At 67.8% G+C, this 24414-nt stretch carries 25 protein-coding genes; 15 read left to right on the top strand and 10 right to left on the bottom strand.

The features are described from left to right. Window positions 1–58: 58 nt before the first annotated feature. The 4 genes from P0Y52_11820 to P0Y52_11805 form a co-directional block, all read right to left on the bottom strand. Window positions 59–406 (bottom strand): DUF1428 domain-containing protein, encoded by a 348-nt coding sequence (locus P0Y52_11820; GenBank protein WEK57223.1) that lies wholly within the window; start codon window positions 404–406, stop codon window positions 59–61. A gap of 139 nt (window positions 407–545) precedes the next feature. Then, a complete protein-coding gene (locus P0Y52_11815; GenBank protein WEK57222.1) occupies window positions 546–1037 on the bottom strand; it encodes a VOC family protein in 492 nt (163 codons plus the stop codon). After that, the gene (locus tag P0Y52_11810) at window positions 1037–1510 is read right to left on the bottom strand and encodes an SRPBCC family protein (GenBank protein ID WEK57221.1); all 474 of its coding nucleotides are present in this window, start codon (window positions 1508–1510) and stop codon (window positions 1037–1039) included. The genes P0Y52_11815 and P0Y52_11810 overlap by 1 nt, the downstream gene beginning before the upstream one ends. Before the next feature lie 3 nt (window positions 1511–1513). Next, window positions 1514–1957 (bottom strand): lactoylglutathione lyase, encoded by a 444-nt coding sequence (locus P0Y52_11805; protein ID WEK57220.1) that lies wholly within the window; start codon window positions 1955–1957, stop codon window positions 1514–1516. 57 nt (window positions 1958–2014) lie between these two features. Between P0Y52_11805 and P0Y52_11800 the strand changes: the two genes are divergently transcribed. Further along, window positions 2015–2704, top strand: coding sequence for a helix-turn-helix domain-containing protein (locus P0Y52_11800; GenBank protein ID WEK57219.1), 690 nt, complete (start codon window positions 2015–2017; stop codon window positions 2702–2704). 132 nt (window positions 2705–2836) lie between these two features. Here the strand turns inward: P0Y52_11800 and P0Y52_11795 are convergent, their stop codons facing one another. Beyond that, complete coding sequence (locus P0Y52_11795; protein ID WEK57218.1) at window positions 2837–3049, bottom strand: flagellar basal body rod C-terminal domain-containing protein; 213 nt, start codon at window positions 3047–3049, stop codon at window positions 2837–2839. 223 nt (window positions 3050–3272) lie between these two features. On the opposite strand from P0Y52_11795, the gene P0Y52_11790 reads away from it, so the two are divergent. Beyond that, window positions 3273–5228: a DEAD/DEAH box helicase gene (locus P0Y52_11790; GenBank protein WEK57217.1), complete on the top strand. Its 1956-nt coding sequence runs from the start codon at window positions 3273–3275 to the stop codon at window positions 5226–5228. Window positions 5229–5278: 50 nt separating this feature from the next. Further along, window positions 5279–5617, top strand: coding sequence for a DUF962 domain-containing protein (locus tag P0Y52_11785; GenBank protein WEK57216.1), 339 nt, complete (start codon window positions 5279–5281; stop codon window positions 5615–5617). A gap of 235 nt (window positions 5618–5852) precedes the next feature. On the opposite strand, the gene P0Y52_11780 is transcribed toward P0Y52_11785, so the two are convergent. Then, window positions 5853–6407 carry a 3D domain-containing protein gene (locus tag P0Y52_11780; GenBank protein ID WEK57215.1) on the bottom strand — a complete coding sequence of 185 codons (555 nt, stop codon included), beginning with the start codon at window positions 6405–6407 and terminating at the stop codon, window positions 5853–5855. Between the two features lie 402 nt (window positions 6408–6809). On the opposite strand from P0Y52_11780, the gene P0Y52_11775 reads away from it, so the two are divergent. The 3 genes from P0Y52_11775 to P0Y52_11765 all read left to right on the top strand — a co-directional run bounded on the left by P0Y52_11775 (window position 6810) and on the right by P0Y52_11765 (window position 9323). Continuing rightward, on the top strand, window positions 6810–7841 hold the full coding sequence (locus P0Y52_11775; GenBank protein ID WEK57214.1) for a S1/P1 Nuclease: 1032 nt from the start codon (window positions 6810–6812) through the stop codon (window positions 7839–7841). A 224-nt stretch (window positions 7842–8065) separates the two neighbouring features. After that, a complete protein-coding gene (locus P0Y52_11770; GenBank protein ID WEK57213.1) occupies window positions 8066–8851 on the top strand; it encodes an RNA methyltransferase in 786 nt (261 codons plus the stop codon). 148 nt (window positions 8852–8999) lie between these two features. Then, window positions 9000–9323 (top strand): YnfA family protein, encoded by a 324-nt coding sequence (locus P0Y52_11765; protein WEK57212.1) that lies wholly within the window; start codon window positions 9000–9002, stop codon window positions 9321–9323. On the opposite strand, the gene P0Y52_11760 is transcribed toward P0Y52_11765, so the two are convergent. Further along, on the bottom strand, window positions 9320–10021 hold the full coding sequence (locus tag P0Y52_11760; protein ID WEK57211.1) for an NAD-dependent deacylase: 702 nt from the start codon (window positions 10019–10021) through the stop codon (window positions 9320–9322). The two genes, P0Y52_11765 and P0Y52_11760, sit on opposite strands and share 4 nt — an antisense overlap. Further along, window positions 10018–10902: a LysR family transcriptional regulator gene (locus tag P0Y52_11755; protein ID WEK57210.1), complete on the bottom strand. Its 885-nt coding sequence runs from the start codon at window positions 10900–10902 to the stop codon at window positions 10018–10020. Before P0Y52_11755 ends, P0Y52_11760 begins: the two co-directional genes overlap by 4 nt. Window positions 10903–11071: 169 nt before the next feature. Here P0Y52_11755 and P0Y52_11750 point away from each other — a divergent pair, with 169 nt between their 5' ends. The 7 genes from P0Y52_11750 to P0Y52_11720 all read left to right on the top strand — a co-directional run bounded on the left by P0Y52_11750 (window position 11072) and on the right by P0Y52_11720 (window position 18150). Then, on the top strand, window positions 11072–12178 hold the full coding sequence (locus P0Y52_11750) for an S-(hydroxymethyl)glutathione dehydrogenase/class III alcohol dehydrogenase (GenBank protein WEK57209.1): 1107 nt from the start codon (window positions 11072–11074) through the stop codon (window positions 12176–12178). Between the two features lie 82 nt (window positions 12179–12260). Beyond that, a complete protein-coding gene (locus P0Y52_11745; protein WEK57208.1) occupies window positions 12261–12647 on the top strand; it encodes a VOC family protein in 387 nt (128 codons plus the stop codon). Between the two features lie 8 nt (window positions 12648–12655). Continuing rightward, window positions 12656–13207, top strand: coding sequence for a hypothetical protein (locus P0Y52_11740; GenBank protein ID WEK57207.1), 552 nt, complete (start codon window positions 12656–12658; stop codon window positions 13205–13207). Window positions 13208–13226: 19 nt separating this feature from the next. Continuing rightward, entirely contained in the window at window positions 13227–14060 is an 834-nt protein-coding gene (fghA, locus tag P0Y52_11735) for an S-formylglutathione hydrolase (GenBank protein ID WEK57206.1), read from the top strand. A gap of 4 nt (window positions 14061–14064) precedes the next feature. Next, a complete protein-coding gene (locus P0Y52_11730; GenBank protein WEK57205.1) occupies window positions 14065–14310 on the top strand; it encodes a hypothetical protein in 246 nt (81 codons plus the stop codon). A 116-nt stretch (window positions 14311–14426) separates the two neighbouring features. Next, a complete protein-coding gene (locus P0Y52_11725) occupies window positions 14427–16265 on the top strand; it encodes a DUF885 family protein (protein WEK57204.1) in 1839 nt (612 codons plus the stop codon). A gap of 94 nt (window positions 16266–16359) precedes the next feature. After that, the gene (locus P0Y52_11720; protein WEK57203.1) at window positions 16360–18150 is read left to right on the top strand and encodes a DUF885 family protein; all 1791 of its coding nucleotides are present in this window, start codon (window positions 16360–16362) and stop codon (window positions 18148–18150) included. Window positions 18151–18206: 56 nt separating this feature from the next. Here P0Y52_11720 and P0Y52_11715 read toward each other — a convergent pair whose 3' ends face one another. Further along, a complete protein-coding gene (locus P0Y52_11715; GenBank protein WEK57202.1) occupies window positions 18207–19313 on the bottom strand; it encodes a DUF1176 domain-containing protein in 1107 nt (368 codons plus the stop codon). Between the two features lie 174 nt (window positions 19314–19487). On the opposite strand from P0Y52_11715, the gene P0Y52_11710 reads away from it, so the two are divergent. Further along, window positions 19488–20708 carry an NADP-dependent isocitrate dehydrogenase gene (locus P0Y52_11710; protein ID WEK57201.1) on the top strand — a complete coding sequence of 407 codons (1221 nt, stop codon included), beginning with the start codon at window positions 19488–19490 and terminating at the stop codon, window positions 20706–20708. A gap of 261 nt (window positions 20709–20969) precedes the next feature. After that, window positions 20970–21518 carry a DUF2939 domain-containing protein gene (locus tag P0Y52_11705; GenBank protein WEK57200.1) on the top strand — a complete coding sequence of 183 codons (549 nt, stop codon included), beginning with the start codon at window positions 20970–20972 and terminating at the stop codon, window positions 21516–21518. 191 nt (window positions 21519–21709) lie between these two features. On the opposite strand, the gene alaS is transcribed toward P0Y52_11705, so the two are convergent. Further along, on the bottom strand, window positions 21710–24355 hold the full coding sequence (alaS, locus tag P0Y52_11700) for an alanine--tRNA ligase (protein WEK57199.1): 2646 nt from the start codon (window positions 24353–24355) through the stop codon (window positions 21710–21712). Between the last annotated feature and the right edge of the window lie 59 nt (window positions 24356–24414).

The following is a 24414-nucleotide window of genomic DNA, read 5'->3' as shown; positions in this document are numbered from 1 at the left end:
CGCCCCCTCCACCGCTACGCGGTCCCCCTCCCCACGAGTGGGGAGGAAAGCGGGTTCGTTAGTTCTGGAACACCGTCTCGAAGCCGCCCCACATCATGCGTTTCCCGTCGAAGGGCATGTCCATGTCGGCCATGGCGGGGTCCTCCTGCATCTTGGCCCAGGCGTCGTCGGCGGTCTTCTTGTCGGGCCAGATCAGCCAGGAGAAGACCACGGCCTCGCCGTCCTCCAGCTTCACCGCCATGGGGAAGCTGGTCAGCTTGCCGTCGGGCACGTCGACGCCCCAGTTCTCGACCTGGGCCAGGGCGCCATAGCCCTTGAACAGCGGCCAGGCGACGCGGGCGGACTCGATATAGCGGTCCTTGTTCTCGGTCTTCACCGGGGTCAGGAAACCTGTGACATAGCTCATGGTCGTCTCCTCTGTGTTGTTGGCCCCTATCGCTCGCCGCGCGGCGGCTCGCTGCATGAGGGGCGGGGCGGATAGTCGAGGGCGGGCGGTGGTCATGTCTTGGTCGAAAGCGACAGGTCGGCCAACTTAGCTTGGCGGTTCACCCAGCCTTGTCAGCAGCAGCTTCCAGCGCAGCGATATTGATCTTCTTCATCGTCATCATGGCCTCGAAGGCGGCCTTGGTGCGGGCGGGGTTGGGGTCGGCGTAGAAGGCCATCAGGCGGCGCGGGGTGATCTGCCAGTTGACGCCCCAGCGGTCCTTGCACCAGCCGCAGTCGCTTTCGCGCCCGCCATTGCCGACGATGGCGTCCCACAGGCGGTCGGTCTCGGCCTGGTCGTCCGTCATGATCATGAAGGAGACGGCCTCGGTATGGGGGAAGATCGGCCCGCCGTTCAGCCCGACATAGGGCCGTCCGGCGAGAGTGAACTCGACCACCAGTTCGGCGCCTTCGGGGTTGGACGGATTGTCGGCGGGGCTGGCCACGACACGGTCGACATGGCTGTCGGGCAGGCCCAGCGAGACATAGAATTCCGCCGCCTTCCTGGCCTGACCCAGGTCGTACCAGAGGCAGGGAATGATCTTGTCGGCCATCAGCGCTTCTCCTGTGCGGCCAGCCTCTCGGCGAACTCTCCCAACTGATCGGCGGCGGCGCCCCAGCCGAGCTCAAACCCCATCTGGGCGTGGGTCTGCATGGCCTTGGCGTCCCAGTGGCGGGCGCGCGCGGTGTAGCGCGTGCCGTCGCCTTCGGCCTCGAACGTGTCGATGCGGACGAAGTTCATCTCGCCGGCCTGTGGAACCCAGCCCTCGGTCATGGCGCCCGTGGTGACGATGCGGCGGCCCGGTTCGACCTCCAGCACCACGCCGCGATACTCGTGCCGCTCGCCCTCGGGCGACTGCATGACCACATCGGCCCGCCCGCCGGGGCGCAGGTCATAGTCGACCTGAGGCGTGGTCCAGGGGCGGGGCGTGAACCATTCCGTGCCGTGCTCGGTGAAGGCCCGCCAGACGGTGTCCGGCGCAGCCTTGATGAAGCGGCTGACGCTCAGCTCGAACAGGTCGGCCATGGCTCAGCCCCCTCCGACCTGGGCGGCGAAGGCCTTGGGCCCCTCGGCGGCGGCTTCGGGGTCCATCCACATGACCTCCCAGATGTGGCCGTCGGGGTCGGCGTAGCTGCGGCCGTACATGAAGCCGTAGTCCTGCTTGGCGTTGGGGTCGGCCTGACCGCCGGCCTTGGCGGCGCGGTCGATCACGGCGTCGACGCCGTCGCGGCTGTCTTCCGAGACGCAGATCAGCACCTGGGCCGTCTTGTGGGCGTCAGGGATGGCGCGATCGGTGAAGCTGGCGAACTTTTCGTGGGTCAGCAGCATGGCGTGGATGGTGTCCGACAACACCATGCAGGCGGCGGTGTCGTCCGAGAACATCGGGTTCTTTGCGGCGCCCACGGCCTCGTAGAAGGCGACCGAACGGGGCAGGTCGGTCACGGGCAGGTTGATGAATACAAGCTTGGGCACGGCGTTCTCCCTCTCTGATGGTGGCAGTCTTGGGTCTCCGTGTTATGTTAGTCAACCATGAAGTTAGAAAAGATAACTAAAGAGTCTGTCGGCCGGTCACGCCGCTACCACGACGCCTGCGGCGCGGCGCACGGGCTCGACCTGATCGGCGAGCGCTGGGCCTTGCTGGTGATACGAGAACTCATGATGGGGCCGAGGCGTTTCAGCGACCTGCGCAAAGACCTGTGCGGCATCTCCGCCAACGTCCTGACGCAGCGGCTGGAGGGACTGGAGGCGTCAGGCATCGTCCAGCGCCGCAAGCTGCCGCCGCCCGCCTCGGTCCAGGTCTATGCGCTGACCGACTGGGGTTATGAGATCAAACCCATCTTCATGGTGCTGGGCCGCTGGGCCGCGCGCTCGCCGCAGCACGACCCGACCCTGCCGATCAGCGCGGTGTCGGTCATGCAGTCGTTCGAGACCATGTTCGACGCGGGCCGGGCGGGCGATGCGGCCATGACCCTGGGCTTCGTTCTGGGCGAGGACCGGATGGTGGTGAGCGTGGCCGAGGGCGTTATCGAAACCCGCCGCGGCGAGGTCGAGGTGGCTGACGTCGTGGTGCGCGCCGCCCCGCCGGTCGTGGCCGCCGCCGTCTATGGCAAGGTTCCGCTGGCGGCGCTGGAAGGCGAGGGGACGATGACTCTCGAGGGCGACCGCGAGGTCTTCGCCCGCTTCATCGACGTCTTCCATCTGCCGGAAAAGGCGGGCTGACCCACAACCACCCGCTCATCCCCGCGGAGGCGGGGACCCAGTGAGAGTCACGCGCGCCACCCTCAAATGTTTAACCCCGCGCTCGCAGCCAAAGCCTGGGTCCCCGCCTCCGCGGGGATGAGCGGAATAAGTTTAAACCAGCACGTCCAGCAGCGTGCCGATCATGTCGTCCGCCGTGCGAACGACAGCAGCATTGGCCGAGAAGTCCTGGCTGGCGCGGATCTGCTCGACCGCCTCGACCGCCAGATTGTCCAGCGAACCTTCAGCGGTGCGACGGGCGCTGCTTTCGAAACGCGAGGCGGCGTTCTGCATTCCGGCGGCGGCGATGCTCAGGGGCGGGATCATTGGGGGTCTCCGGCGCGGATGGGGCGGGCGAGGCGGTCAGGATCGTGGCTTTGCGGTCAATGGCGCCTGAACAAGCGTGGTGAACGGCGGTCTTTTTCCAGAAACGCGCCCCATCGGGGCCAATATTGGTGTATAGAGACCGCCTCCTCCTCGCCCGGCCGGCTGTTCGCCTTGGCCGGGCGCGGTCGTTTCGACGACCGCATTGCTCTTTTTCAGGTCGTATATGCCCTTTCCCGCGATCCACCCCGCGCTAGACCGCGCTCTCGTCAACAAGGGCTATGCTGAGCCCACGCCCGTCCAGGCGGCGGTTCTGGACGGCCACGGCGAGGCCGACATGCTGGTCTCGGCGCAGACCGGATCGGGCAAGACGGTGGCCTTTGGTCTGGCTGCGGCTTCGACCCTGCTGGGCGAGAACGAGAACTTCGGTCCGGCTGACGCGCCGCTGATGCTGGCCATCGCCCCGACGCGCGAACTGGCGCTGCAGGTCTCGGCCGAGCTGGAGTGGCTGTACGGCCAGTCGGGCGCCAAGATCACCACCTGCGTCGGCGGCATGGACGCCCGCAAGGAAGCCCGCGCGCTGAACTTCGGCATCCACATCGTTGTCGGCACGCCGGGCCGCCTGAAGGACCACATCGACCGCGGCAACCTCGACCTGTCGGCGCTGAAGGTGCTGGTGCTCGACGAGGCCGACGAGATGCTCGACATGGGCTTCCGCGAGGACCTGGAATACATCCTCGAGCAGTCGCCGCCCGAGCGCCGCACCCTGCTGTTCTCGGCCACCATCGCCCGCGACATCGCCACCCTGGCCAAGCGCTATCAGCGCGACGCCGTGCGCATCGACACCGTCGACCGCAGCGCCCCGCACAGCGACATCGAATACCGCGCCCTGCGCATCGCCCCGAACGAGATCGAGCACGCCGTCGTCAACGTGCTGCGCTTCTATGAAGCGCCGGGCGCCCTGGTCTTCTGCTCGACGCGCGACAGCGTGCGTCACCTGCAGTCCTCGCTGCTGGAGCGCGGCTTCTCGACCGTGGCTCTGTCCGGCGAAATGGGCCAGCGCGAGCGCACCGACGCCCTGCAGGCCCTGCGCGACGGCCGCGCCCGCGTCTGCGTCGCCACCGACGTGGCCGCGCGCGGTCTGGACCTGCCCGACCTTGGCCTGGTGATCCACGCCGAACTGCCGATCAACAAGGCGACCATGCTGCACCGTTCGGGCCGTACCGGCCGCGCGGGCAAGAAGGGCGTCTCGATCCTGCTGGTGCCGCATACGCGCCGCCGCAAGGCCGAGATGCTGCTGAACTCGGCTGGTGTCGAGGCCACCTGGGCCGGCGCCCCGACTGCCGACGAGATCCTGGCCAAGGACGAGACCCGTCTGCTGGCCGGTGAAATCTTCGAACAGGCCGTGACCGAGGAAGAAATGATCCTGGCGCGCCGCCTGATGGGCGAGCGCACGGCCGACGAAATCGCCGCCGCCCTGATCCGTCTGATGAAGAAGGATCTGCCGGCGCCGGAAGACCTGCTGGACCCCGGCGCGATCCACCAGCCGCGTCGCGAGCGCGGCGAGCGCAGCGCCGGCGGCGAGGACTTCTCGCCGACGCCGTGGCCGGGCGACCGCCTGCAGGCCGACGAAGTCGTCTGGTTCCGCATGGATGTGGGCCGCAACAAGAACGCCGACCCGAAATGGCTGATCCCGCTGATCTGCCGCGTCGGTCACATCACCAAGAAGGAAATCGGCGCGATCCGAACCTTCCCCGATGAGACCCGCTTCGAAATCGCCAAGACCCACGAAGGCCTGTTCCGCGACGCCCTGAAGAACAGCCCGCGCGACGACGTCACCATCACCCCGTCGGAAGCCCCGACGCCGGGCGGCGGCGGCGGCTTCAAGAAGCCGTTCAAGAAGCGCGACGACGAGCGTGGCGGCGACCGGGGCGACCGTCCTTACGCCAAGAAGCCGTTCAACCGCGACGAGCGCACCGGCGACGGCCCGCGCCCGGACTTCAAGAAGAAGCCCTACGCCCCGCGCACCGACGCTGAGCGCAGCGCGCCGCGCACCGACGGCGACAAGCCTTACGCCAAGAAGCCCTTCGGCGCGAAGCCGGGCGGGTTCAAGTCGGGCGGCAAACCGGCCGGCGCCAAGCCGTTCAACAAGGCCGGCAAGCCCGGCAAACGCTTCGACTGATCCATGATCGCTGACTTGCCCCCGGTTCGATCCGGGGGCAGGCTGCGGCCATGACCGCAGGCGATCACCAGACTGGCCGCGACCCTGGAGAGCGATACGCCTCCTTTGCGGCCTTCTATCCTTATTACATCCACGAACACTCCAACCGGACCTGCCGCCGCATCCACGTGGTTGGGACAGGGCTGGTGATCGCCGCCTTTGCGGCCTTCTGCCTCACGCTGAACGCCTGGTGGCTGCTGGCCATGCCGGTGGTGGGCTATGGCTTCGCCTGGGTTGGGCATTTCTTCTTCGAGAAGAACCGGCCGGCGACCTTCCAGTATCCGCTGTGGAGCCTGATGGGCGACTTCCGCCTCTTCTTCGAGACGGTCAGCGGCCAGCGCAAGTTCTAGGGCCTCTTTCCTCCCCATTTCATGGGGGGGAGACCACGAAGTGGTGGAGGGGGCGGCGCTGTCTTTTGCCGTGCGGTCCACAATTCGCCCCGTCGCGCCGCCCCCTCCGTCACGTCGCCTTCGTCGACGCGCCACCTCCCCATTCGCTCCGCGAACAGGGAGGAAAGGTTTCGCCCAAGCAAAAAGGCGACCGGATCGCTCCGGTCGCCTTTTTTGTCGGGGAGCGTCGCCGCTCTTAGTTCGAGGCCGTTTCCCAGGCCGGGGGGCAGCCGTCGAAGTCGCCGGCGTCGGCGATGGTCAGGGTCTTCATGTTCAGGCTGCGAGCCTGCTGCATCGAGCCGCGGCCGTTGCCGGTATAGAGGTCGATCTTGGAGCCCTTGATCGCGCCGCCGGTGTCCGAGGCGTACCAGTAGCCGTCGTGGACCTCGCCGTTGGCCAGGCGCATGCCGACCGTTTCGCGGATGAACAGCTTGGTGCGGCGCGGGATGACGCGGGGGTCGACGGCGACCGTGCGCATCGGGATCGGACGGCAACCGAGCGAGTCGTTGCCCGTCGCGCCGCCGCCGCCTGCATGATAGAGGCGGGCCGAGGCGCGCCAGTCGGGATCGCCCGCCATCAGCTCGGCCTGTTCGGCGGAGAGGGCGGTCGCATCGATGGAACTTTCACCCGCCGCGGCGGTTTCCACTGCAGCCGTATCGATAGCGACAACGGCGTCATAGGGTTGAGGCTCTCCGGAACCGGAGAAGGCCATAGCCCAGAACATGGCAAGCGCGGCGGCTGTGTTCAGCATCGAACAAACTCAGGAAGCACCGGTCCCGACACGATCCGGCCCGGGGTTTTTGACCGCCAATTGTGGCAAAAACACGGCGAATGAGATCAGGTGCGGCCCTGCGTCACGATCATCGTTCGATTAGTCCACAGGGTGATGAGCATATCGCCCAAATGTCACAGCATATGTGGCAGCAACGAATTCAGTATTCGAGCTCTATGGCTTCTATACTTTGTGGATCAGCTGTCCGGTTAACACCTAAGTCTGGCTATGTAACACTTTATTGCGAAGAAAGTCTGGCTTTCGGTTTAAGATAACGGCGGCGTGATCGCGCGGCCACGTCGTGTGCGGCATGGGTGGAGGCGGGGCCGGGAATGGGATAAGCGGTCGTTTCCCCACGAATTTTTCCGCCGGTGTCCTCCGATGAAGCGTCAAGTCAAACGCCTGATGATCTCCGCCGCCGCCCTGATGCTGGTCGCGGCCCCCGCCGTTCAGGTCGACGCCTGGGGCAATACCGGCCACCGCCTGATCGGCGTCGCGGCCATGCGGGCCTTGAGCGACGACCTGCCGGCCTTCCTGCGGACGCCGGCTTCGATCGCCGACGTCGGCGAACTGGCGCGCGAGCCGGATCGCTGGAAGGGCGGCGGCCAGCCGCACGACCGCGAGCGCGACACGGCCCACTTCATCGACCTCGACGACAACGGCTTCGCCATGAACGCCAACGGCCCGTCTATCGACGCTCTGCCGCGGCTGAAGTCCGACTATGACGCGGCCCTGACCAAGGCGGGGCTCAGCGTCGACGACGCCGGCTATCTGCCCTACGCCCTGATGGACGCCTATCAGAACCTGGGCCGCGACTTCGCCTACTGGCGCGTCCTGACGGCCGCCGAGGGCCGCGAAATGGATCCGGGCAAGAAGGCCTGGTACCGCGCCGACCGTGAACGCCGCGAAGCGCTGATCCTGCGCGACATCGGCGTCCTGGCCCACTACGTCGGCGACGGCTCGCAGCCGCACCATATGTCGATCCACTTCAACGGCTGGGGCGACTATCCCAACCCCGAGGGCTTCACCAATTCGCGCCGCACCCACGGCATTTTCGAGGGCGAGTTCACCTCGCGCGTCGCCCGTCTGGACACGGTCGAGGCGGCCATGAGCCAGCCGCAGGTCTCGGGTCTGGATCTGCGCGCCCGCACCGCCGGCTATCTGAAGACCACCCTGGGGACGGTCATCCCCTTCTATCGTCTGGAAAAGGCCGGCGGCTTCAACGACGCCGATCCGCGCGGCGCGACCTTCGTCACCGAACGTCTGGCGGCCGGCGCTTCGGAACTGCGCGACCTGATCATCCTCAGCTGGCGCGAGAGCGGCACGGCCGCCGTCGGCTGGCCCGCCGTCAAGGTGGCCGAGGTCGAGGCCGGCACGGTCGATCCGTGGCTGTCGATGATCGGCGAGGACTGATCTCTCTTCCTTCTCCCCTTGCGGGAGAAGGTGGGCCCGAAGGGCTCGGATGAGAGGTTTCTGAACGTTCGAAAGGATGAGGCGCTCGGCGGCGATGCGACCCCTCATCCGTCAGGCTTCGCCTGCCACCTTCTCCCGCAGGGGGGAGAAGGATTTTTGTCGCGCTACGCCTCCGGCTGCTTGAGCGCCTTCTCCCGCAAGAGGAGAAGGACTATGCAGCCCCCATGACTGAACTCACGCCCCCCGTCGTCATCCTCGACAAGTCCCAGATGGCCGAAAACATCGGCGCGGTTGCTCGCGTCATGGCCAATTTCGGCCTGTCGGAACTGCGGCTGGTCAGCCCGCGCGACGGCTGGCCTCAGGAGCGCGCCTGGGCCACGGCCTCAGGCGCCGACTGGGTGCTGGAGGGCGTGAAGGTCTTCGACAGCGTGGCCGAGGCGATCCACGACCTCAATACCGTCTTCGCCACCACCGCCCGCCCGCGCGAGACGCGCCAGCCGGTGCGCACCCCGCGCGAGAGCGCCCGCATCCTCTATGACGACACGGCGTCCGGCCTGAAGACCGGCCTGCTGTTCGGCGGCGAACGCGCCGGTCTTGAGACCACCGACATCGCCCTGTGCGCCGGCATCACCACCATCCCCATCGACCCCAGGCACCATTCGCTGAACCTGGCCCAGGCCGTGGCCATCAACGCCTATGAGTGGCGCACCCTGATCCTGGACGCCCCGCCGCCGCGCTTCCGCGAGGGCGAGCCGCCCGCGTCGAACGAACTGCTGATCGGGATGTACGAACACTTCGAGGCCGAGCTGGAGGCTGGCGGCTTCTTCCACCCGCCGGAGAAGAAGCCGTCCATGAGCCAGAACCTGCGCGTCATGCTGGGCCGCGCCGCCTTCACCGAGCAGGAGGTCGCCACCATGCGCGGCGCCATCCACGCCCTCGCCAAGGGCCGTGGCCGCGTGCTGGCCAAGCTGGCCGAGAAGCGCGCGGCGGAAGAGAAGAAGGGCGAGTAGGCCTCCCTTCCGTCATCCTCGGGGCGGCGAAGCCGAACCCGGGGACCCAGACGTCGGACGTGTAACCGCCTTGTTCTGTCGTCGCCGCGCGTGCTGAATGGCCTGGCTTCCGGGTTCGGCTGCGCCGCCCCGGAATGACGGAGATTATATGAAACTCGCCCTCATCTACCCCCTCGCGGCCCTGGCCGAGATCGGCGGCTGCTTCGCCTTCTGGGCCTGGCTGAAGCTGGATCGGTCGCCGGTCTGGCTGGTTCCGGGCGTGCTCAGTCTGATCGCCTTCGCCTGGCTGCTGACCCTTGCGCCGGCCGAGACGGCGGGGCGAGCGTTTGCGGCCTATGGCGGGGTTTATATCTGCGCCTCTCTGGTCTGGATGGCGCTGGTCGAGAAGACGACGCCGGACCGCTGGGACCTGATCGGCGGCGCGGTCTGCCTGATCGGGGCGGCGGTCATCCTATTCGGTCCGAGGGGCTAGAGCGCGCCGAAGAAGGCGGGCACGGCCTCGGTGGCGGGGCCATAGACGCCCTCGTCGAACAGGCGCGCACCCTGCGTCGGTTCCAGATTGATCTCCACCGTCCGCGCCCCGGTCATGCGCGCCGACTGGACGAAGCCCGCCGCCGGATAGACCGCGCCCGAGGTGCCGATGGAGACGAACAGGTCGCATTGCTCCAGCGCCGCCTCGATCCGCTCCATCGCCAGCGGCGTCTCGCCGAACCAGACGATGTGCGGACGCAACAGCCCCTGCGGATGATGCGGCGAGGCGTGCTCGGCCTCCAGATCGCCGGTCCAGTCGCAGACGACGCCGGACGCCGTGCAGCGCGCCTTCAGCAGCTCGCCGTGCATGTGGATCAGCTCAAACCCCGCTGCGGGCGGCGTCTCGAGGTGCGCCCGGTCGTGCAGGTCATCGACGTTCTGCGTCACCAGCAGGAAGTCGCCCCGCCACCGCGCCGCCAGATCGGCCAGGGCCCGATGCGCCGCATTGGGCTGCACGCGCGCCAGGTGTCGCCGCCGCTGGTTGTAGAAGTCCTGCACCAGGGCCGGGTCGGCCGCGAACCCCTCGGGCGTCGCCACCGCCTCGATGCGATGCCCCTCCCACAACCCGTCCGAGGCGCGGAAGGTCGGCACGCCGCTCTCGGCCGAGACGCCGGCGCCGGTCAGGACGACGAGGTTCATGCGGGGCTCCTTTGGGCGAGACGGTCGTGCAGCCAGTCGATCATGGCGCGGACCTTGGGCGGGACGTGGCGGGGGTGGGGGTGGACGGCCCAGACGCCTTCGTCGGGCGGGCGGGCCTCGTCCAGCAGGGAGACCAGGGCGCCGGACGCGAGCGCCTCGGCCACATAGAAGTCGGGCAACTGGCACAGGCCGAGGCCTTGCAGCGCCGCATCCAGCACCGCCGCGCCGGAGTTGCAGCGCCAGCGGCCGGAGGGGCGAAGCGTCACCTCGCGCCCGGCCTCGGTGAAGCGCCAGTGCTCGGCGGAACCGATCAGGCCGTCGTGGCTGGCGATCTCGGACAGGTCGCGCGGGGCGCCGCGTCGCGCCAGATAGTCGGGGCTGGCGCACAGGATCAGCCGCCGCGAGGCCAGTCGCCGCGCCATCAGCCGCGAGTCGGTCAGGTGGCCGAAGCGCACCGCCAGATCATAGCCGTCGCCGACCAGGTCACGCAGGCGGTTGTCGAGGTCCAGCTCGATCCGCAGCTCCGGGTTCTGGCGCGCGAAGGCGTTGACGGCGGGGGCGATGAAGCGCTCGCCATAGGAGACCGAGCAGGTCATGCGCAGCAGGCCGCGCGGGGCCTGATCATCGGGCTGGACGGCGGCCAGAGCCTCGTCGCGTTCGTCGATCAGGCGACGACAGCGGGCCAGGAAGTCGCGGCCGGCGTCGGTCAGCTCGACCCGGCGGGTGGTGCGGTGGAGCAGGCGGGTCTGGAGCCGGTCTTCCAGCCGCGCGATCTCGCGGCTGACGGCCGAGGTCGACAGGCCTAGACGCCGCGCGGCGGCCGAGAAGCTGGCCTGTTCGGCGACAGCGGTGAATTCGTCGATCCCGTCCCAGCGGCTCATCGGGACGTTCGATCATGATTGTTGCAACACGACAATAATGTTTTGCGGTTGTCGCCATATCCGCCCCGCCGCGACGGGCGTAGAACAGACGCCAATTCAGTCACCTCCTGTCCCTGAAGCAGCGAGCGACCGCGTCGCGAGCGTTAGGGACGTCCGAAGGACCACCATCATGAAAACCCGCGCCGCCGTTGCGTTCGAAGCCAAACGCCCGCTCGAGATCGTCGAGGTCGATCTGGAGGGTCCGCGAGCGGGCGAGGTGCTGATCGAGATCAAGGCGACGGGAGTGTGCCACACCGACGCCTATACGCTGGACGGTCTGGACTCCGAGGGCATCTTCCCCAGCATTCTGGGCCACGAGGGCGCGGGCGTGGTGGTCGAGGTCGGGCCGGGCGTGACCTCGCTGGCGGTAGGCGACCACGTCATCCCGCTCTACACCCCGGAATGCCGCCAGTGTAAGTCGTGCCTGAGCCGCAAGACCAACCTGTGCACCTCGATCCGCGGCACCCAGGGCAAGGGCCTGATGCCCGACGGCACCTCGCGCTTTAGCTACAAGGGTCAGGCCATCGCCCACTACATGGGCTGCTCGACCTTCTCGAACTTCACGGTCCTGCCCGAGATCGCGGTGGCCAAGATTCGCAAGGACGCCCCCTTCGACAAGGCCTGCTACATCGGCTGCGGCGTGACGACGGGCGTGGGCGCCGTGGTCAACACGGCCAAGGTCGAGCCGGGCGCCAACGCCGTGGTCTTCGGTCTGGGCGGCATCGGCCTGAACGTCATCCAGGGGCTGAAACTGGTCGGGGCCGACATGATCGTCGGCGTCGACATCAATGGCGAAAAGGAAGAATGGGGCCGTCGCTTCGGCATGACCCACTTCGTCAATCCCAAGGACACGCCCGACGTGGTGGCCCATCTGGTCGAGCTGACCGGCGGCGGCGCCGACTACACCTTCGACTGCACCGGCAACACCGTGGTCATGCGTCAGGCGCTGGAAGCCTGCCATCGCGGCTGGGGCGAGAGCATCGTCATCGGCGTGGCCGAGGCGGGCAAGGAGATCTCGACCCGTCCGTTCCAGCTGGTCACCGGCCGCGTCTGGAAGGGCTCGGCCTTCGGCGGCGCGCGCGGCCGCACCGACACGCCCAAGATCGTCGACTGGTACATGGACGGCAAGATCGAGATCGACCCGATGATCACCCACACCCTGCCGCTGGAACGCATCAACGAGGCGTTTGACCTGATGCACGAAGGCAAGAGCATCCGTTCGGTCATCGTCTTTTAAAAGAGCGTTGCCAAACAAAACTGGCAAGGCCTAGCTTGCCGCGCCCGGCGAACTGGTCGGGCGCATCTTCGGGAGGAAGACCATGTTCACGCACGTCACGCTGGGCGCCAACGACGTTGAGGCGTCGCACAAATTCTATGACGCGGTGCTCGGCGCCCTGGGCCACCAGCCCGGCACGTTCAGTGATCAGCCCCGGCCCGGCGTCTGGTACATGACGCCGCGCGGCATGCTGGGCGTGGTCACGCCGCGTGACGGCGAGCCCGCCTGTCACGCCAACGGCGGCACCATCGGTTTCGCCGCCGCCAGCCCCGAGGCGGTCATCGCCTTCGCCGAGGCGGGCGTGGCGGCGGGCGGCACGGCCATCGAGGATCCGGCGGGTCCGCGCGACACCCCCTTCGGCGTCATGCATCTGGCCTATCTGCGCGATCCGTCGGGCAACAAGATCTGCGCCGTTCATCGGCCGGGCTGAGGACTGAAATGATGAAGACGGCGGCGATAGCGTCGATCATGGCCGGTCTGGTCGTCATGGGCCTCGCCGCCTGCAATCGCGAACCTGCGCCCGTGGCGGCGGAGGCCCCCGCCGAGGCCTTCGTGGGCAAGGACGTCGTCCTCTATCTGCCCGATCCGGTCATGAAGGCGCGGGTCGAGGTTTCGGCCCTGTCGCCCTACGTCAATGCGGCGGCGATCGCAGCCGAGGGCGCGGTGCGCGCCGCCCCGGTCCAGCCCGGCGCCTCGGGCATGTTGCTGCTGATGGTCAAGCCGGGCGGGCGATCGAAGGCCTGGGTCGTCACCGGCGAACCCGCGCCCAGCGCCGAGACCATCGCGGCGGTGGTCAAGGCGGTCGAGGCCGTGCCCGCGCCCGCCGTGCGCGAGGGGCCGATCCTGGTCGGGGTCGGCTTCGACGCCTGGGGCGGCGGCGCCCCGCCCGCGGGGGCCAGCCCGCCCATCCCGCGCGACTGGTACAGCTATTTCTCCAAGGACGGCGGCCGACTGGACGACGCCTTGATGGCCCGCGCCTGGCCCGACTGATCTTCAGGAGTCCGAGTTGATGGAAACGACCAAGACCCACGCCGTCCACGGCGGGACGCTGCGCTATCTGAAGCACGACAGCGCCGCCACCGGCACGCCCATGACCCTGTCGGTCTTTGTCCCGGCGGGCGAGGGGCCGTTCCCGGTTCTGATCTGGCTGTCGGGCCTGACCTGCACCGAGGACAATTTCACCACCAAGGCCGGGGCCTACAAGGCCGCTGCCGAACACGGCGTCATCATCGTTGCGCCCGACACTTCGCCCCGAGGCGAAGGCGTGGCCGACGACCCCGCCTATGATCTGGGGCAGGGGGCCGGCTTCTATGTCGATGCCACGCAAGCGCCCTGGGCGCCGCATTTCCGCATGGAAACCTATGTCACGGACGAACTGATCGCCCTGATCGACGCCGAATTCCCGACCACGAAGACCCGCTCCATCTTCGGTCACTCCATGGGCGGGCACGGGGCGCTGACCCTGGCCCTGCGCCATCCCGACCTGTTCAGGTCCGTTTCGGCCTTTGCGCCGATTTCGTCGCCGACGCGCTGCGCCTGGGGCGAGAAGGCGTTTTCGGCCTATCTGGGCGAGGATCGCGGCCAGTGGGATCGCCACGACGCGGCCCGCCTGATCGAGGCCGGCGCGGCGGCAGGTCGTTTCGACGACATCCTGGTGGATCAGGGGGACGCCGATCCCTTCCTGGCCGAGCAACTGAAGCCGGAACTGCTGGTCGCCGGGGCTGAGGCGGCGGGACAGCGGCTTACCCTGCGGATGCAGCCGGGCTATGATCACTCCTACTTCTTCATGGCCAGCTTCGTGGACGACCACGTGGCCTTCCATGCGACCCGCCTGAAAGCCTGAAACGATGACCGACGCCGCCCCCAATTTCGACCACGTGGACTTCGACGAGATGTTCGCCGCCCTGTGCAGCGAGGTCGGCTTCTGCCTGCATGACAAGGGTCAGAAGAAGGTCATCGCGGCCCTGCCCAAGGGCCTGGACGCGGCGATGAAGGCGGTCCTGGCCGCCGAGGGCGTGGATGAACCCAATGCGCCGGGCGACCTGAAGAAGGCCGTGCGGGATTGTCTCAAGGCCCACGTCCAGCCGGGGTGATCGCGCCGCCGCCGCGCGGATGGACAAAACTTCATCCGCGCGGATTAAGGTGACGCCTTGCGGGGCGGCGTCGCTTCGATAGTCTCCCCTCCCATTGCTTTTGGGAGGAAGCCCCGATGATGGACCGTCGCCGCCTGTTGATGACCGCCGCCCTGGGAGGCGCGTTCGCGACCTCGGGCGCCGCCCGCGCTCTGGCGCAAGCCGCTGCCCCGGCCGCGCCCGCCGCCGGCCCCGCCTCGGCTCAGTTCCTCGCCCTGCTGGACAAGATCGCGCAGGAGATGATCCTGTCCGATCCCGAGACCCTGACCGCCCTGGGCATGGATCGGGGGCCGATGGCCGCCGCCCGCTTCAAGCTGAGCGACCGCTCGCAAGCCAAGATCGATGCGGACAAGGTCAAGTTCAATGAGGGCATGGCGGCGGTCAAAGCCATCGACAAGGCCCAGCTGACGGCGACCGAGCAGACCTATTACGACTCGCTCGAGTTCTTTGGCGACACGGTGCAGGAGGGCTATGCCTTCCCCTATGGCGGGGGCATGTTCCCGTCGCCCTATACGGTCAGCCAGCTCGGCGGGGCCTATCAGCAGGTTCCCGACTTCCTCGACAGCCAGCACCGCATCGAGGCGGCGGACGACGCCGACGCCTATCTGTCGCGCCTGTCGGACTTCGCCAAGGGGTTGGACGACGAGCGGGCGCGGATGCAGGCGGACTTCGCCGCCGGCGCTGTGCCGCCCGACTTCGTGATCGACCGCACCCTGACCCAGATGGCCGCCATCACCGGCACGGCCCCGGCGGACTCGGTCATGAGCCAGTCGGTTGCGCGTCGCGCCGCTGAGAAGAATATCCCCGGCGACTGGGCCGCGCGCGCCCAGGCCATCCTGACGGCGGAGGTCTATCCGGCCATCCAGCGTCAGGCCGACGCCCTGAAGGCCGTGCGGCCCGGCGCGACCCACGACGGCGGCGTCTGGCGCCTGCCCCAGGGCGAGGACTATTATCGCTTCGGTCTGAAATACTTCACCACCTCGTCGATGACGCCGGACGAGGTGCACCAGATGGGGCTGGAGCAGGTGGCCGAGATCTCGGCCCGCGCCGACGCCCTGCTGAAGGCGCAAGGCCTGACCCAGGGCACGGTCGGCGAGCGCATCGCCGCCCTCGGCAAGGACCCGCGCTTCCTCTATCCGAACACGGACGAAGCCAAGGAAGAGCTGCTGAAGGCGCTGAACGCCCAGATGGTGGCCGTGCAGGCCCGAATGCCGGAATACTTCGGCCGTCTGCCCAAGTCGCCGTGCGATATCCGCCGCGTGCCCAAGGCCATCGAGGCGGGGGCGCCGGGCGGCTATTATCAGTCGCCGGCCCTGGATGGCTCGCGTCCGGGCGCCTACTACATCAACCTGCGCGACACGGCGGAATGGCCCAAGTGGACCCTGCCGACCCTGACCTATCACGAGGCGGTGCCGGGCCATCACTTCCAGATCGCCTTGCAGCAGGAGCAGCCGGACACGCCGCTGCTGATGAAGGTCATGGGCTTCTCGGCCTATTCCGAGGGTTGGGGCCTTTACGCCGAGCAACTGGCGGACGAGATCGGCCTCTATGAAAACGACCCCTTCGGTCAGGTCGGCTATCTGCAGTCGCTGATGTTCCGCGCCGCGCGTCTGGTCGTGGACTCCGGTCTGCACCACAAGCGCTGGAGCCGTGAGCAGGGCATCCGCTACATGGTCGACACCCTGGGCGATCAGGAATCCAGCGTCGCCACCGAGGTCGAGCGTTACTGCGTCTGGCCGGGTCAGGCGTCGAGCTACAAGGTCGGCCACACGACCTGGGTTCGCCTGCGCGAAGACGCCAAGAAACGTCTGGGCGGCCGCTTCGACATCAAGGGCTTCCACGACACCGGCCTGAACCTCGGCGGCGTGCCGCTGACGGTGCTGGAGCGCACCATGACCGCCTGGACGCCGGCCTAGGCCACTGACTGAGTAACGGGCGCGCCGGCCCGACGACGATCTGAGTATGAGGGGGCGCGCGGCGTCGCGCCCGCCTCGTCGGGGAGTAGCCACCATGATCGACCGCCGCCGCCTTCTGTTGACCGCCGCCGCCACGGCCGCTGTCGCGCCCTCGCTGGCTCAGGCCGCCGCCACCGACGCCGACGGGCGCCTGAACGCCCTGCTGGACGGCTGGTTCGAAGCCGACATTGACGAAAGCCCCGAGCGCGCCACCAACCTGGGCCTGGACAAGGGCGCCCGCGCCGGTCTGTCGTCGCAACTGAGCGAGGCGGGGCCCGACGCCATCCGCCATGACCGCGACAAGGCCATCAGCCGCTGGGCGACCCTGCGCGCCTTCGATCAGACCGGTCTCTCGCAGGCCGGCGCCCTGAACTACGCCATCGCCGCCTTCGGACGCGAGACCTCGGCCGAGACCGCGCGCTTCGCCTATGGCGCGGGGCCGGGGCGTCCGTCGCCCTATGTCGTGAGCCAGCTGTCGGGCGGCTATTTCGAGACGCCGGACTTCATGGACAACCAGCACCGCATCGAGGACGCGGCCGACGCCGACGCCTTCCTGTCGCGCCTTGCCGCCTTCGCCGGGGTGCTGGACGGCGAGACGGACAAGGTGCGCGAGGACGCAGGGCTGGGCGTCATCCCGCCGGACTTCATCATCGACCGGATGCTGCCGCAGATCCGCACCCAGCGCGACACGACCGCCGCCGACATGGCCATGGTCAAGTCGCTGGCCCGGAAGACCGCGGCCCTGAACCTGACCGGCTATGACGCCCGCGCCGCCGCTATTATCGACCAGCAGGTCAAGCCCGCCCTGGCCCGCCAAATCGCCGCGCTGGAAGCCATCCGTCCGCAGGCCACGCACGACGCAGGCGTCTGGCGCCTGCCCGACGGCGAGGCCTTCTACGCCAATGGTCTGAAGTCCAACACGACCACGACCCTCAGCGCCGCTGAGATCCACAAGATGGGCAAGGAGCAGGTCGCCGAGATCAGCGCCGAGATCGACGCCATCCTGAAGTCGCAGGGCTATACCCAGGGCGCCGTCGGCGAGCGCATTCAGGCCCTGAACAAGGACCCCGCCCAGCTCTTCCCCAATACCGATGCGGGCAAGGAAGAACTGCTGCTGTGGCTGAACCATCAGGTCGCGGCGCTGGAGCCCAAGCTGCCGACCGTCTTCGGTCGCCTGCCCAAGACCCACGTCGAAATCCGCCGCGTGCCGGTGTCGATCCAGTCGGGCGCGCCGGGCGGATACTATCAGGGGCCGCCGCTGGATGGCTCGCGTCCGGGCGCCTACTACATCAACCTGCGCGACAGCGGGAACTGGCCCCGGTTCGCCCTGCCGACCCTGACCTATCACGAGGCCTCGCCGGGCCACCACCTGCAGGTCGCCCTGCAGCGCGAGTCGGGCGAGCTGCCGCAGTGGCGCCGCGCGGGCGGCTTCTCGGCCTATAACGAGGGCTGGGCCCTCTATGCCGAGGCGGTCGCCGCCAACGACCTGAACGCCTATGCCGACAACCCGCTGGGCCGCGTCGGCTTCCTGATGTCCTACCTGTTCCGGGCCGTGCGCCTGGTCGTCGACACCGGCCTGCACTCGGAACGCTGGAGCCGCGAACAGGCCGTCGAATACATGGCGGCCTCGGGCGCCAAGCCGCTGGACGCCTCGAACAGCGAGATCAACCGCTACACCGTCTGGCCGGGCCAGGCCTGTTCCTACAAGGTCGGCCACACGGTCATCGCCCGCCTGCGGGCCGAGGCGGAAAGCCGTCCTGGCTTCGACCTGCGAGCCTTCCACGACAAGGTGCTGATGAACGGCTCCCTGCCGCTGGCGGTGCTGGAAGCCCAGATGCGGGGCTGACCCCGCCCGTCGCAAAGACGTTCGGCCCGGATGTTTGCGTCCGGGCCGTTTTCATATCAGCGGCTGCGCCAGGTGGTCGGCCACTGGTCGGACGGCACGCCCCAGCACTCGCGCATCTCGCTCTCGGCCTGCAAGGCGAAGTCGCGACCCGTCCAGACCCAGGTGGAGGCGATGCCGCAGTCGCCGACTCCGCGCCCCTTGTTGAAGGCGCTCAGGGTGCGGCTGGCCGGATCATACTCGCCGTTGACCACCTCGTCGGCGGGTTCGCGCGAGGTGGGGAAGGCGACGGGCTGGGGGTTGGCGCCCCTAGGCCCGGTCACGAAGTAGCGCAGGCCGAAATTATAGGCGCCGGCGAAGCAGGGTACGCCCCACAGCTCCTGGTTCGGCGACAGGCGATCGACCGTGATCTGGGTCTGGAAGGTCGGGCTGAAGGCGGTGTCGCTGCGGCATTGTTTGACGTCGGCCCGCGCCTCGAAGGCGGCGGGCAGGACGGGCGGCGGCAGGTCGGTCTGGGCCACGGCCGGGGCGGGCGTCGGCCGGGGCAGGGGCGGGGCGGCAGGCACGGTCGAAGCGGGTTTGGCCCCGCGCCGCACCAGGGCGGTGGTCGTGCCGAGGCGGCCCTGGCGCTCGTCGATCCACAGCAAAGCGGCGGCCGCGCCCTTGGGCGACAGGGCGATGTCCTCGCCCAGACCGAGGCGACGCGCCTGGCTCAGGGCCAGGATGACTTCTGGCCCAGTGTTCGACATATGGCCCAGGGTGTCGCCATCCATGGTCAGGGCAAGGCGCCGGCCGTCCACCACCAGGGTCAGGCCCTCTGGCCCCGCCGCACGATCCACCAGGCCGGCGTGAACCTGCGGCCGGGCGTCGGGACCGGCGTCGAGCGTCACGCGGACCCAGCCGCCGGTCGCGCCGTCCGCCGCCGGACCGAAGGCCGAGCAGGTGTCGCCGTTGTCGCAGACGACCAGCCAGTCGCGGAACTTTCGGGTCTCGGGCCGGGACCCCTTCGCCGCCGTTGCGGCCGAGGCCGTCTCCGCAGGCGCATCAGATCCGGCGGTCGGCGGTGCGGCGCGCTCGTCGCCCTGACAGGCGGCCAGAAGCGGGGCGACCAGAAGCGGAGCAGCCAGAAGGCGGACGGGAAGAAGCAGCGAGCGGCGAGGCGTCATGAAGCGGTCCTGACAAGGCGGCGAGGAGCATGAGCGTGGGAATGGGCGTTCGGTTCAATCACCGACGTGACGACAGCCAGGTTCGGGGCGTCGTGCGCCTTTGCACCCGCGCTCGCGCCTCGCTATACCGCCCCCACGATTTCCTTCCCTGAATTTTAGAGACAGAGGCAGAGCATGGCCAAGATCAAGGTCGCCAATCCCATCGTGGACATCGACGGCGACGAAATGACCCGGATCATCTGGCAGTGGATCAAGGACAAGCTGGTCTTCCCCTATCTGGACCTGGACCTCGACTACTACGACCTCGGCATGGAAAACCGCGACGCCACCGACGACCAGGTGACGATCGACGCGGCCCACGCGATCCAGAAGCACGGCGTCGGCGTCAAGTGCGCCACCATCACGCCTGACGAAGCCCGCGTGGCCGAGTTCGGCCTGAAGAAGATGTGGAAGTCGCCGAACGGCACCATCCGCAACATCCTGGGCGGCGTCGTCTTCCGCGAGCCGATCATCTGCTCGAACGTGCCGCGTCTGGTGCCCGGCTGGACCCAGCCCATCGTCGTCGGCCGTCACGCCTTCGGCGACCAGTACAAGGCCACGGACTTCCTGTTCCCGGGCAAGGGCACGCTGTCGATCAAGTTCGTCGGTGAAGACGGCGAAGTCATCGAGCATGAAGTGTTCAAGTCCCCGTCGGCCGGCGTGGCCATGGGCATGTACAACCTCGACTCGTCGATCCGCGACTTCGCCCACGCCTCGTTCAGCTACGGCCTGGCGCGCAACTACCCGGTCTATCTGTCGACCAAGAACACCATCCTGAAAGCCTATGACGGTCGCTTCAAGGACATCTTCCAGGAAGTGTTTGACGCCGACTACGCCGCAGAGTTCAAGGCGCGCGGCCTGACCTACGAACACCGTCTGATCGACGATATGGTGGCCGCCGCCATCAAGTGGTCGGGTGGTTTCGTCTGGGCGTGCAAGAACTATGACGGCGACGTCCAGTCGGACATCGTGGCTCAAGGCTTCGGTTCGCTGGGCCTGATGACCTCGGTCCTGATGACGCCGGACGGCCAGATCATGGAAACCGAAGCCGCCCACGGCACCGTGACCCGTCACTACCGTCAGCACCAGAAGGGTGAAGCGACCTCGACCAACTCGATCGCTTCGATCTTCGCATGGTCGGCTGGCTTCAAGCACCGCGCCAAGCTGGACGACAACGGTGCTCTGCTCGAGTTCGCCGAGACGCTGGAACGCGTCGTGGTCGAGACCGTCGAGTCGGGCTTCATGACCAAGGACCTGGCCCTGCTGGTCGGCGACCAACAGTCGTGGCTGACCACCGAGGGCTTCCTCGACAAGGTCTCCGAGAACCTGAAGAAGGCCCTGCCGAACATCGGCTAAGGGCGTTTTGTTAGGCCGCGGTCAAAAGGCTCCGCCTTTTCGACCCGACGCGGCCTGACGCGCTCAAGCAGCGCGAAGCGCGATAGCGCAACAAGAATGAGGCCCGCCGGTTTCCTCCGGCGGGCCTTTTCTATTTTCCGCCAAGGGTTAACGACGCCCTTGAGCCCCCCTTCGAACCATGCCCTTAATGTCATTGGGGGTTTTCGAGGTCGTGTTGCACATGTCGCTTACCCGTCGCGTTCGTAAGGCAGGGGAGGGCCGATGAACCAGAAACTGATTATTCGACTGGGGGGCGCCGCCGTGGCGGTCTTCGTCCTGGCCTATGCCGCATCGCCCCTTCTGGCGGCGCGGTCGCTGGTGCAGGCGGCCAAGACCGGAAACGCGCAGGCGCTGGAGCGCCAGGTCGACTTTCCCGCCTTCCGCGCCAGTCTGAAAGACGAGCTGAGCGCCCGCATGGTCTCTGAAATGCGCAAGGACGACCGTCTGGGCGGCCTGTCGGGCCTGGGCATGCTGCTGGCCCCGACCCTGGTGTCGGGCGCCGTGGACGCCTTCGTCACGCCCCAGGCCATCTCGGTCATGGTGCAGGAAGGAAAAGCGCCCAAGCCCGATCTGGCCAGGACCGAGCCGGTCCCTGCACCCAAGCCCGACAGCCAGAAGGTGCGCCAGTCCTGGGGCTATCGCGACCTCGACACCTTCGCCGTCACCCTGACCCGTGACGACCAGCCGGACGAGCAGGTCTCCCTGCTGATGAAGCGCCGCAACCTGTTCGGCTGGAAGCTGGCGGGGATCGATCTGAGCAAGCCGGAATAGAAATATCCGCTCATCCCCGCGGAGGCGGGGACCCAGTGCTTTGGCGACAAGCGCAGACGGCCGGTGATGGTGCGCGAGGCTCTTGCGGGGTCCCCGCCTCCGCGGAGATGAGCGGATTATAGCTGACCAGCCAAAGAAAAAGGGCGGCGCATCGGATGCGCCGCCCTTTCCTGTTTCAGTGCCGAGAGGACTTAGCCCTTCAGCGCCGCCCGGATCGCGTCCAGACCGGCTTCGGCCTTCGATCCATCCGGCGCGCCGCCCTGGGCGAAGTCGGGCTTGCCGCCGGCGCCCTTGCCGCCCATGGCGATGACGGCGTCGCGGGCCAGATCAGCGGCGTTCACCTTGCCGGCCATGTCCGGCGTGGCGGCGACCGTGATGGCCGCCTTGCCGTCGGTGACGCCGACCAGGGCGACGACGCCCGAGCCGATCTGCTTCTTGAAGTCCTCGGCCACGCTGCGCAGGCCCTTGCCGTCCACGCCGTCGAGGACGCGGGCGATCAGGGTCACGCCGTTGATGGTTTCCGGGGCCGCATTGGCGCCCGCGCCGCCGCCCAGGGCCAACTGCTTCTTCAGGTCGGCGACCTGCTTCTCCAGCGCCTTGCGTTCGGCGCTCAGGGCCTCGACCCGCGCCGGGACGTCGGCGGTCTGGATCTTGAAGCTCTGGGCCAGTTGGCGGGCGACATTAGCCTGATCTAGCAGGAAGCGGCGGGCCGCCTCGCCGGTCAGGGCCTCGATGCGGCGGACGCCGGCGGCGACGCCGCCTTCCGACACGATCTTGAACAGGGCGATGTCGCCGGTGCGGGCGACGTGGGTGCCGCCGCACAGTTCGACCGAATAGGCGCCGTCGCCGGCCAGGGCGTGGCCCAGGGTCAGAACGCGGACCTCGTCGCCGTATTTCTCGCCGAACAGGGCCACGGCGCCGGCCTCGATGGCGGCTTCGGGGTGCATCAGCTGGGTCGTGGTCGGCAGGTTCTGGCGGATGACCGCATTCACCTCGTCCTCGATGCGGGCCAGCTCGTCCTCGGTGACGGGGGCGTTGTGGCTGAAGTCGAAGCGCATACGCTCGGCATCGACCATCTGGCCCTTCTGGGCGACGTGCGGGCCGAGCACGTTCTTCAGCGCGGCGTGCAGCAGGTGAGCCGCCGAGTGGTTGGCGCGGGTGGTCGGGCGCGAGCCCGGTTCGACCGTGGCCGTCACCGTCGCGCCGACGGTCAGGGCCGCGCCCTGGGCGATCTGCACCGCGTGAACGAAGAGGTCGGCGTGCTTCTTGGTGTCCAGCACGCGGCCTTCGCCATTGGTCCAGACGAAGCCGCCCTTGTCGCCGGCCTGACCGCCGCCTTCGGCGTAGAAGGGGGTCTTGTTCAGGACGACCTCGACCACTTCGCCGGCTTCGGCGGCGTCAACAGCCACGCCGTCCTTGAGGATGGCGACGACCTGGCCTTCGCCGGTTTCCGACTCATAGCCGGTGAACTCGGTCACGCCGTGCTGGTCGCGCAGGGCCAGCCAGGCGCCGGCCGAAGCCGTCTGGCCCGAGCCGGTCCAGTGCTCGCGGGACCGGGCGCGCTGCTCTTCCATGGCGGATTCGAAGCCGTCGACGTTGACCGAGAAGCCGCGACGACGGGCCTCGTCCTGCGTCAGGTCCAGCGGGAAGCCGTAGGTGTCGTACAGGGTGAAGGCCGTCTGGCCGTCCAGCATATCGCCGGCCTTGAAGTCCGTCGTCGCCTGATCGAACAGGTTCATGCCGCGGCCCAGGGTGGTGCGGAAGCGGATCTCTTCCTGCTTCAGCGTGTCCTCGATGAAGGCCTGGGCCCGGCGCAGCTCGGGATAGGCCTCGCCCATTTCCTCGACCAGGGTCGGCACCAGGCGGTGCATCAGCGGGTCGGACGATCCCAGCAGGTGGGCGTGGCGCATGGCGCGACGCATGATGCGGCGCAGGACGTAGCCGCGGCCTTCGTTCGACGGGGTCACGCCGTCGGCGATCAGGAAGGACGACGACCGCAGGTGGTCAGCGATGACGCGGTGGCTGGGGGCGCGCTCGCCCTCGGCCTTGGTGCTGGTCAGCTCTTCCGAGGCGCCGATCAGGCTCTTGAACAGGTCGACTTCGTAGTTGGAGTGGACGCCCTGCAGCACGGCGGCGATGCGCTCCAGACCCATGCCGGTGTCGACGCTGGGCTTGGGAAGGTCACGAACGATCTTATCGTTTTCCTTCTCGTGTTGCATGAAGACGTTGTTCCAGATCTCCACGAAACGGTCGCCGTCCTCGTCGGGCGAACCGGGAGGGCCGCCGAAGATGTGGTCGCCGTGGTCGTAGAAGATCTCGGTGCAGGGACCGCACGGGCCGCTGTCGCCCATGGCCCAGAAGTTGTCGGCGGTGGGGATGCGGATGATCTTGTCGTCCGAGAAGCCGGTGATCTTCTTCCAGATGTCGAAGGCTTCGTCGTCGGTGTGATAGACCGTGACCAGCAGGCGAGCGGGATCAAGGCCGAATTCCTTGGTCAGCAGCCCCCAGGCGCTCTCGATGGCGTGGTCCTTGAAGTAGTCGCCGAACGAGAAGTTGCCCAGCATTTCAAAGAAGGTGTGGTGACGCGCGGTATAGCCGACGTTGTCCAGGTCGTTGTGCTTGCCGCCGGCGCGGACGCACTTCTGCGAGGAGGTGGCGCGCTTGTAGGGCGGGGTGGCGGCGCCGGTGAAATAGTCCTTGAACGGCACCATGCCCGCGTTGACGAACAGCAGGGTCGGGTCGTTCTGCGGCACCAGCGGAGCCGACTGCACCTTCTCGTGGCCGTCGGCCGCGAAGTAGTCGAGGAAGGTGGAGCGGATCTGTTTCAGGCTGGTCATGGGCGTATCGCTCTAAGGAAGTCAGGCGCGCGGGGAGAATGTCGGAACGGGCGTCATAT

Source organism: Candidatus Brevundimonas phytovorans, from assembly GCA_029203145.1.
GTDB classification, from domain to species: domain Bacteria; phylum Pseudomonadota; class Alphaproteobacteria; order Caulobacterales; family Caulobacteraceae; genus Brevundimonas; species Brevundimonas phytovorans.
The sequence above is the reverse complement of the archived record's forward strand: the minus strand, read 5'-3'. Positions and strand labels throughout refer to the sequence as shown.

What these genes read in the sequence shown, in the direction of transcription:
- P0Y52_11760 (WEK57211.1), bottom strand. Translation starts at nt 10,021, where the DNA reads ATGAACCTCGTCGTCCTGACCGGCGCCGGCGTCTCGGCCGAGAGCGGC.
- fghA (WEK57206.1), top strand. Translation starts at nt 13,227, where the DNA reads ATGGAAACGACCAAGACCCACGCCGTCCACGGCGGGACGCTGCGCTAT.
- P0Y52_11810 (WEK57221.1), bottom strand. Translation starts at nt 1,510, where the DNA reads ATGGCCGACCTGTTCGAGCTGAGCGTCAGCCGCTTCATCAAGGCTGCG.
- P0Y52_11715 (WEK57202.1), bottom strand. Translation starts at nt 19,313, where the DNA reads ATGACGCCTCGCCGCTCGCTGCTTCTTCCCGTCCGCCTTCTGGCTGCT.
- P0Y52_11740 (WEK57207.1), top strand. Translation starts at nt 12,656, where the DNA reads ATGATGAAGACGGCGGCGATAGCGTCGATCATGGCCGGTCTGGTCGTC.
- P0Y52_11710 (WEK57201.1), top strand. Translation starts at nt 19,488, where the DNA reads ATGGCCAAGATCAAGGTCGCCAATCCCATCGTGGACATCGACGGCGAC.
- P0Y52_11750 (WEK57209.1), top strand. Translation starts at nt 11,072, where the DNA reads ATGAAAACCCGCGCCGCCGTTGCGTTCGAAGCCAAACGCCCGCTCGAG.
- P0Y52_11725 (WEK57204.1), top strand. Translation starts at nt 14,427, where the DNA reads ATGATGGACCGTCGCCGCCTGTTGATGACCGCCGCCCTGGGAGGCGCG.
- P0Y52_11765 (WEK57212.1), top strand. Translation starts at nt 9,000, where the DNA reads ATGAAACTCGCCCTCATCTACCCCCTCGCGGCCCTGGCCGAGATCGGC.
- P0Y52_11800 (WEK57219.1), top strand. Translation starts at nt 2,015, where the DNA reads ATGAAGTTAGAAAAGATAACTAAAGAGTCTGTCGGCCGGTCACGCCGC.
- P0Y52_11705 (WEK57200.1), top strand. Translation starts at nt 20,970, where the DNA reads ATGAACCAGAAACTGATTATTCGACTGGGGGGCGCCGCCGTGGCGGTC.
- P0Y52_11820 (WEK57223.1), bottom strand. Translation starts at nt 406, where the DNA reads ATGAGCTATGTCACAGGTTTCCTGACCCCGGTGAAGACCGAGAACAAG.
- P0Y52_11745 (WEK57208.1), top strand. Translation starts at nt 12,261, where the DNA reads ATGTTCACGCACGTCACGCTGGGCGCCAACGACGTTGAGGCGTCGCAC.
- P0Y52_11785 (WEK57216.1), top strand. Translation starts at nt 5,279, where the DNA reads ATGACCGCAGGCGATCACCAGACTGGCCGCGACCCTGGAGAGCGATAC.
- alaS (WEK57199.1), bottom strand. Translation starts at nt 24,355, where the DNA reads ATGACCAGCCTGAAACAGATCCGCTCCACCTTCCTCGACTACTTCGCG.
- P0Y52_11790 (WEK57217.1), top strand. Translation starts at nt 3,273, where the DNA reads ATGCCCTTTCCCGCGATCCACCCCGCGCTAGACCGCGCTCTCGTCAAC.
- P0Y52_11730 (WEK57205.1), top strand. Translation starts at nt 14,065, where the DNA reads ATGACCGACGCCGCCCCCAATTTCGACCACGTGGACTTCGACGAGATG.
- P0Y52_11720 (WEK57203.1), top strand. Translation starts at nt 16,360, where the DNA reads ATGATCGACCGCCGCCGCCTTCTGTTGACCGCCGCCGCCACGGCCGCT.
- P0Y52_11755 (WEK57210.1), bottom strand. Translation starts at nt 10,902, where the DNA reads ATGAGCCGCTGGGACGGGATCGACGAATTCACCGCTGTCGCCGAACAG.
- P0Y52_11780 (WEK57215.1), bottom strand. Translation starts at nt 6,407, where the DNA reads ATGCTGAACACAGCCGCCGCGCTTGCCATGTTCTGGGCTATGGCCTTC.
- P0Y52_11815 (WEK57222.1), bottom strand. Translation starts at nt 1,037, where the DNA reads ATGGCCGACAAGATCATTCCCTGCCTCTGGTACGACCTGGGTCAGGCC.
- P0Y52_11775 (WEK57214.1), top strand. Translation starts at nt 6,810, where the DNA reads ATGAAGCGTCAAGTCAAACGCCTGATGATCTCCGCCGCCGCCCTGATG.
- P0Y52_11795 (WEK57218.1), bottom strand. Translation starts at nt 3,049, where the DNA reads ATGATCCCGCCCCTGAGCATCGCCGCCGCCGGAATGCAGAACGCCGCC.
- P0Y52_11770 (WEK57213.1), top strand. Translation starts at nt 8,066, where the DNA reads ATGACTGAACTCACGCCCCCCGTCGTCATCCTCGACAAGTCCCAGATG.